General features: G+C 71.5%; 5 protein-coding genes, 2 rRNA genes and 1 pseudogene. 4 read left to right on the forward strand and 4 right to left on the reverse strand.

Going from position 1 to position 6954, the window contains the following annotated elements; genetic code table 11:
• Positions 1–224 precede the first annotated feature (224 nt).
• Together ABZ806_RS44460 and ABZ806_RS44465 are read left to right on the forward strand one after the other, a co-directional pair.
• Positions 225–1160, forward strand: a complete 936-nt coding sequence (locus ABZ806_RS44460; protein ID WP_500225936.1) for an SDR family oxidoreductase — start codon at positions 225–227, stop codon at positions 1158–1160.
• A 30-nt stretch (positions 1161–1190) separates the two neighbouring features.
• A pseudogene (locus ABZ806_RS44465) lies at positions 1191–1901 on the forward strand (NADPH-dependent F420 reductase); the annotation flags it as partial.
• A gap of 50 nt (positions 1902–1951) precedes the next feature.
• On the opposite strand, the gene ABZ806_RS44470 reads toward ABZ806_RS44465, so the two are convergent.
• On the reverse strand, positions 1952–2176 hold the full coding sequence (locus tag ABZ806_RS44470) for a hypothetical protein (protein ID WP_500225937.1): 225 nt from the start codon (positions 2174–2176) through the stop codon (positions 1952–1954).
• A gap of 176 nt (positions 2177–2352) precedes the next feature.
• Here ABZ806_RS44470 and ABZ806_RS44475 point away from each other — a divergent pair, with 176 nt between their 5' ends.
• Complete coding sequence (locus tag ABZ806_RS44475) at positions 2353–2853, forward strand: tetratricopeptide repeat protein (protein ID WP_500225939.1); 501 nt, start codon at positions 2353–2355, stop codon at positions 2851–2853.
• A 22-nt stretch (positions 2854–2875) separates the two neighbouring features.
• Here the strand turns inward: ABZ806_RS44475 and ABZ806_RS44480 are convergent, their stop codons facing one another.
• On the reverse strand, positions 2876–5356 hold the full coding sequence (locus tag ABZ806_RS44480) for a hypothetical protein (RefSeq protein WP_500225941.1): 2481 nt from the start codon (positions 5354–5356) through the stop codon (positions 2876–2878).
• Positions 5357–5403: 47 nt separating this feature from the next.
• Between ABZ806_RS44480 and ABZ806_RS44485 the strand changes: the two genes are divergently transcribed.
• Entirely contained in the window at positions 5404–6330 is a 927-nt protein-coding gene (locus ABZ806_RS44485; RefSeq protein WP_500225942.1) for a hypothetical protein, read from the forward strand.
• 151 nt (positions 6331–6481) lie between these two features.
• Here the strand turns inward: ABZ806_RS44485 and rrf are convergent.
• Both rrf and ABZ806_RS44495 read right to left on the reverse strand, forming a co-directional pair.
• A 5S ribosomal RNA gene (gene rrf, locus ABZ806_RS44490) occupies positions 6482–6598 on the reverse strand.
• A gap of 154 nt (positions 6599–6752) precedes the next feature.
• Positions 6753–6954, reverse strand: a 23S ribosomal RNA gene (locus tag ABZ806_RS44495); the annotation flags it as partial.

Raw genomic sequence — 6954 nt, forward strand, 5'->3', positions numbered from 1 at the left:
GCCAAGACCGAGGTGTCGGCGTTCATCCAGAGCCTCGGACTACGCCCCCTCGATGTCGGCGGCCTGGACATGGCCCGCTGGCTGGAAGGGGTCGGACCACTGCTGATGGGCCTGGCCCGCAACGGCGCAGGGACCTTCGACATCGCCCTCAGCGTCGACATCGCCGGCTGAGCGCACCCGAACCACCACTTTCTCGCACCACATTATTGACAAGGAGCAGTACCGTGCGTGTTTTCATCGCTGGCGGGACCGGCCATTCCGGTTCGTACATCGTTCCCGAACTCGTCGCCGCCGGGCACGAGGTCACCGGCCTGGCCCGGTCGGACACGGCCGCGGCGGCACTGTCCGCGCTCGGCGCGAAGGTGCGCCGCGGCGACCTCGCGGACCTCGACGGGCTCAAGGAGGCGGCCGCCGATTCCGACGGCGTCATCCACGTCGCGCAGAGGCAGGACCTGCTTCCGTCCGGCGGGATCGACGCCGTGGCCGCCGCGGAGCTCCCCATCATGCACGCGTACGGCGAGGCGCTCGCGGGAACCGGAAAGCCGCTGGTCGCGGCCGGGAGCATCGGCTCGCCCGGGAACCTGGGCCGGCCGGCCACCGAGGAGGACCCGGCCCTTCCCGCCGGGGAAGAGCACAAGGGCACCCTGCGGATTCGCAACGACGTGGAGACCGCCGTCATCGGCCTCGCCGACCGGGGAGTGCGGTCCTCGGTCGTACGGTTCGCCAACATCGCGCACAGCACGACCGATCGCGCCGGCTTCCTCGTGCAGCTGATCGCGCTCGCGAAGGAGAAGGGATTCGCCGGCTACCCCGGAGACGGCGCGAACGTGTGGAACGCCGTGCACGCCCGCGATGTCGCCTCCCTGTTCCGCTTGGCGCTGGAGAAGGGCCCGGCCGGCCGATACTGGCACGCGGTCGGGGACGGGGCCATCCCGCTCCGCGAGATCGCCGAGGCCATCGGCAGCCGCCTGGACCTGCCCGCCGTGAGCGTTCCCGCGGACGAACTGATGGTGCCGGGCTACTTCGGGTTCCTCGCGAACATCGTCACGCAGAGCTACCCGGCGTCCAACCTCATCACCCGCCGGACCCTCGGCTGGGAACCCGCCCAGCCCAGCCTGCTCGCCGGTCTGGACAACGGCCATTACTTCCCCGCCGGCTGACGGCAACGACCCGAATCGCAACGAGCCCAGCAGAAAAACAAAGGTACGGCTCTTCTGAAGGAAGCGAAGAATATGACGACCGTGGGATTCATCGGAAGTGGACACATCGGCGGCACCATCGCGCGGCTCGCCACCGAGGCCGGGCACCAGGTCGTGCTCAGCAACTCGCGCGGTCCCGAAACTCTCGCGGAGACGGTCGCGGAACTGGGGCCGCGAGCGTCCGCGGCGACGAGCGGGCAGGCCGCGGCCACCAGCGACATCGTCGTGGTCTCGGTGCCCGTCAAGGCGTTCCCCGACCTGCCCGCCGCGCAGCTGGCCGGGAAGACGGTCATCGACACGTGCAACTACGGCCCCGAGCGCGACGGGCACATCCCCGAACTCGACAGCACGCCGCTCACTTCGAGCGAACTGCTGCTGCGGTACATCCCGGGCGCCCTGGTCGTGAAGGCGTTCAACAACATCTTCTACAAGCACCTGCTGGCCCTCGCCCGCCCGGCGGGCGCGGCCGACCGCTCGTACCTGCCGATCGCCGGGGACTCCGCATTGGCGAAGAAGGCGGTGACCGAATTCATCGAATCCATCGGATACAGCGTCGTGGACACGGGACCGCTGGCCGAGGGCTGGCGGCAGGCGACGGGCACACCGGTGTGGGGGACCCCGTACGGCCCGTTCTCGGACGAGAAGGGCCGGCCGGTCGGCGAGGAGGCCATCCGCGCGGCACTGGCCACCGCAACGCGGTAACCGCAAGACGGCGCGGCCCGCGGCAGGCCCCGGAGCCCCGACACCCCGGGTCAGCAGATGGCGGCCGCAGGCTCGCCGGCGAAGCGGTCGGACAGGAAGGTCAGGACCCTGGACCGAGACGGCGGGACGGCTTCCGGCGCCGGTCCACGCCTTCTCGGGACGAGGAGCGTGGTGACCGTCAGTTCGGCCCGGTCGTGCGAGTCGCCGGTGCGGTAGGAGATCTGCCAGGCGTCGGCGGCGACCGCGAGCGGGGCGGGAGCGGCGGCGAGCCTCATCGGGGGACTCCGGGGGGCTCGGTGGCCGCGCCGGTGCAGATGTGTGGGTTGGCACCGACGCGACCATGGTCCCGACCTGTGTCGAGCGGTCCAATGGTGGCGCACGGCAGGTTGCAGGACCGTTGCGACCCCCCGGTCGGACCGCGGCCCCGGGGCGGGGCCCTATCCTCAGGTCCATGATCACCCCGGATTGGGAACGGCGGATCGCCGAGCTGTGGGACGCGTTCGACGACCTCGAGCCCGCGGACTTCCTCGCCAGGATCGAGGCGCTGACCGGCGAGCTGCCGCCCGGGGACGCGGTCGCGGAGTACGAGCTGGCGTCGGCGCACGACTCGACCGGCGGCGAGGCGGAGGCCGCCGTCCACTACCGGCGGGCGTTCGAGGCAGGGCTGGACGGGACGCGCAGGCGGGAGGCGACCATCCAGTACGCCAGCACCCTGCGCAACCTCGGCCGGGCCGAGGAGAGCGTCGCCCTGCTGACCGCCGAACGCGACGCCTGCTCCGACGGCCTCGACGACGCCGTGACCGCGTTCCTGGCGCTCGCGCTCACCGACCTCGGCCGGGACAGGGAGGCGGCGGCGCTCGCCCTCGGCGCGCTCTCCCGCCACCTCCCCCAGTACAACCGCTCACTGGCCAACTACGCGAAGGCGCTGATGGACGACGCTTCCGGCGGCTAGCCGGCGGGCCGGGCGGACGCCGTCACGCCTTCGCCCGGACGTCCCGGCAGGCCCGTGCCAGCAACCGGTCCGGCTCGTCCGCGTACCCCCATGCGCGGGCGAGGGCCCTGGTGCGGGCGACACGGCCGAGATGGAACCGGGCCCGGTCGTGGTCGCCGGCCCGGTAGAACACCGCACCGAAGAAGTGGTGGGCCTCCAGGTCCCGGGGATGCCGCCGGTCCGCGGCCAGCCACCGGTCGGCGGCCTCCGCCAGGGCGCTGTGCACCGAGGGCCGGGCCAGGTATCCGTTCAGATCGTCCCAGGAACCGATCTCCAGGCCGATCTCCAGGTGCGCCACGGCGAGCACCGCGGTGAGCGGGTCGCCGGGCTCGGCCTCGGCGACGGCCGTCTCGGCGAAGTCCAGCACCTCGGCGTCCGAACCCCACCATTTCTTGCAGAGCGCCTGGGAACGGGAGATGTGGCCCGAGTAGAGGGACGGGTCCCGGTCGGTGAGCTCTCGCCAGATGCGGTCCAGTTCGTCCCGCTCGAGCTGCATGCCGATGCCGTGCCACTGGAGCTTGTCCCAGGGGACGGGGTCCGCGGGCAGCAGTTCGGCGGCGCGGTAGAGCGGCGGCCCGGCCAGGGCCAGCAGCCGCCAGAACCGGCCGAACTGTTCCGCTTCCACGTACTCGGCGCGGTAGGCGCTCCGCGCCTTCCACGCCTCGTCGACGCGGGTCGCGCCGAGCCACAGGCACAGATCCGGGTCGGCGGGGTCGTCCGCGGACAGCTCCGCCAGCCGCGCGCTCTGCCCGAGCGCGGCCTCGGCGAGGTTCTCCAGGCAGAGGCTGCGGGCCTCGGCGTCGTCGCGGGTGCCCGCCAGCAGTTGCAGGCCCGCGCGCAGGTCACCGCCGCGCACCTTCGGCAGCGCCGCCGTCAGCGCCTCGTCCCGCCAGGCGGGCCTCCGCCGGCGCGCTCTGATCTTGGCGGGCAGCCCGAAGACCGCGGCCACCGCACCGGCCCCCGCGCGATCGCCCGTCCGGTCGCCGGGCTCGGCCGCGGCCACCGCGCCGTTGCGCGGCGGGACGCGGTCGGCGGGACGCTCGGGCATGCGCACGACCAGTCCGGGGGGCGCGTAGCGGTCGATGTCGGCGACCGCGACCGCGCCGGCGTGCCACAGGTTGGGGTCGATACCGGCCGTCATGCCGTCGAGGCCGACCAGATAGCGCGCCCCGTCCGGCCAGGCGAGGACGGCGGCGCACTCGTCGAAGCGAACGGTGGCCATGTCCGGGCCGGTCAGTTCGGTGACCCCGTCCCGGCCGACGATCAGCGCGAGCCGGGCCTCGTCCGGCCGCGTGTGGACCCGGCCGTCGACCGCGACCGCGGCGGACACCGGGGCCCGGGCGAAGCGCGCGCCCTGCGGGTGCTCGCCGCGCGGGAGCATCAGCAGCGCGGTGTCCAGCATGGTGCGGCCGACCTCCCGGACGTCCTCGGGCCCCACCTCGTCGAGCGCGGCCAGTGCCTCGTCCGCCGAGCGGATCGGAGTCCCCAGCAGTTCGGCCAGGCACGAGCGCATCGGATGGGACGCGCGGTCCTCGTCGGAGCCGATACTGGTGCGTCGCGCCGCCACCACCTCGGCCAGTTCGGCGGCGTCCACCGGCTCCGCGGCGAGCCGTTCGATCTCCCCGCGGAACCGCTCCGCCAGTTCCGGACGCGCGTCGGCGAGCCCATCGGCGAACGCGAGCATCTCGGCGGTGCCACCGGGGCGGCCCGAGAACTCGACCCTGGTCGTGTAGCTCAGCGCGTTCTCGCGCCGCAGGACGCGGTGGAGGCGGCGACCGAGGATGTCGCCGTAGATTCCGGCGGCTGGGGTGCTCGGCACGATGCCGGTCAGCGCGACGCCGTTGACGTCGGCGTTGAAGTACGCGGGCGTCCGCGGCAACGCGCTGGTCGGTTCCGGCAGCGGCCTGCGCTCACCCTCGGGAAGCGGCAGGGTGAGCCCCTCCGGTGGAGGTCCGCCGACGAGCGCGAGTGCCGCGTTGCTCCTGGTGAACCGGCGCGCCGTCCACTCCCGGACATCGTCGGGGGTGAAGGCGGAGAGACCGTGCTCGTCGTAGGCAGGCAGTCCGTAGGTGGCCGCCCCATAACGCCACAGCAGCAGTTGGCCTGCCGGGCCGACGTCGCGTCCTCCGGCCTCGGTCCGCAGAATGTTCTTCTCCGCTTCGAGACGTTCCATGGGAAGCGCGGCGAGTGAACTGCACACCGAGGTCAGGAATGCGGCTACCTGCGCGGACTCGCCGTGGGTGATGAACACCGTGGTGGTGTCATCCACGGCGCCGTTGTGGTGATAGTCGGCATCGCCGACGGCATACAGCGCCAGATGCTCTACCAAATGGGTGAGTCCGGCCCTCGGCAGGGTCTCGTCCGCCCGACCCACACGGAACACGAGCGCCGCCCGATAGCCGTCATCGCCCGGCGAGCCCTCGCTCCAGAACACGGGAACGCCGTCGATCTCCGTACGCTGCACGTCCAAATGATCTCCCTCTCCAGGCCGCAAGATCGTACAATTCCCAGGTGCCAAAGAAGGTGACATATCGGTATCGGGTTCCGTTCGCCGTTTCCTGGCGTTCGTACCTGGTTCCCGTCGGGGCGCTGGCCCTGCTCGTCCTGCTGACCGCGCTGTTCTGGGGAACGCATCACGCGCTGCTCACCGCGAGCACGGTCGACGCCGTGCGGCCCGGGAGCGTGCCCGGCGATTCGCGTGCGGTCCTGTGGGTGGACGAGGGTCTGCGCTACCGGGTCCATGTCGCGGCGGCCTCCGATGACCCGGGCTCCTGCGCGCTGAACGGCCGGAAGGCCAACTATCCGGTGACCCTGGACCGCGCCCGGCACGGCGGCGACTCCGCGGAGGTCAAGGGCTACCGATGGGTGGGGGCGTTCCGCGCTCCCGCCACCGACTACGTCGCCGTCACCTGCGACCGGTCGAGCGAGGCGCTCCGCATCAAGGTGGACGCGCCCGGGGCGGGCCTGCTGGTGACGCTGCTGGTGCTCTGGCCGGTGGTCCTCATCTGGGCGATGGTCAAGCTGTGGCGGACCCGGCGGCAGAGCACCCGGCGCCTGCTCACCCGGCGCCCGCCGGATCCCCCGGCGCGCGCGGCACGGGCCGCCCTTGCCGCCGGCGACCGGGCCCAGACCACGGTGTACTTCCGCAATGGCACCTTCGTCCCCGCCGGGACTCGCGAACCGGATGCGGCGGCGGCTTTCGCCGCGGAGCGTCTGAGGGCCCCGCGTGACCCGGACGACTTCCGCACCGTCTCCGAGGACGACGGCGGCCAGCTGGTCACCTTCCCGGATCTGACCGTGTATCTCGCCCCCGCGGAGATCAAGCACGCCAGGCCGGCCGATCTCGGCCGCCAGGCCCTCGCGAAGATCCGGCTGGACGCCCGCACACCCGAGGTCGCCCGCATCCGCGCGGCCGAGGAGCCTGCCACCCGCACCTGACCCCGCAGCCGCGCGACGTCCGACTGGACAGGGGCGGTCTGTGGCCCACGAATCGGCGTGAGCGAAGAAGGGCCGCAGGATTGCCCCATGAACAGTCCCGCAAAATGAGGAAGGGCCCCGCCGTGTCGGCGGAGCCCTTCCTGCAATATATGTCCGGCGGCGTCCTACTCTCCCACACGGTCTCCCATGCAGTACCATCGGCGCTGAAGGGCTTAACTTCCGGGTTCGGGATGGGACCGGGTGTTTCCCCTTCGCCAAAACCACCGAACGCCTCAACGCACCACCCCCACACGGGGCGGGCAAATCAACGTCCAAGCCGTCAGGCTCAGCATTCAATTATACAACCGCGGTACCCGGATTGTTTTCTGGGAACCACACAGGGACGCGAACACCGCAACAGCGATTCGAATTGAACGTTCAGTGTGTTCAAGCCACTCGGCCTATTAGTACCGGTCGACTCCACACGTTACCGTGCTTCCATCTCCGGCCTATCAACCCGGTCGTCTACCGGGGGCCTTACACCCACAGGGGGTGGGAGAACTCATCTCGAGGAAGGCTTCCCGCTTAGATGCTTTCAGCGGTTATCCCGACCGAACGTAGCCAACCAGCCGTGCCCCTGGCGGG

This window comes from Spirillospora sp. NPDC047418, from assembly GCF_040643275.1.
Lineage (GTDB): Bacteria > Actinomycetota > Actinomycetes > Streptosporangiales > Streptosporangiaceae > Spirillospora.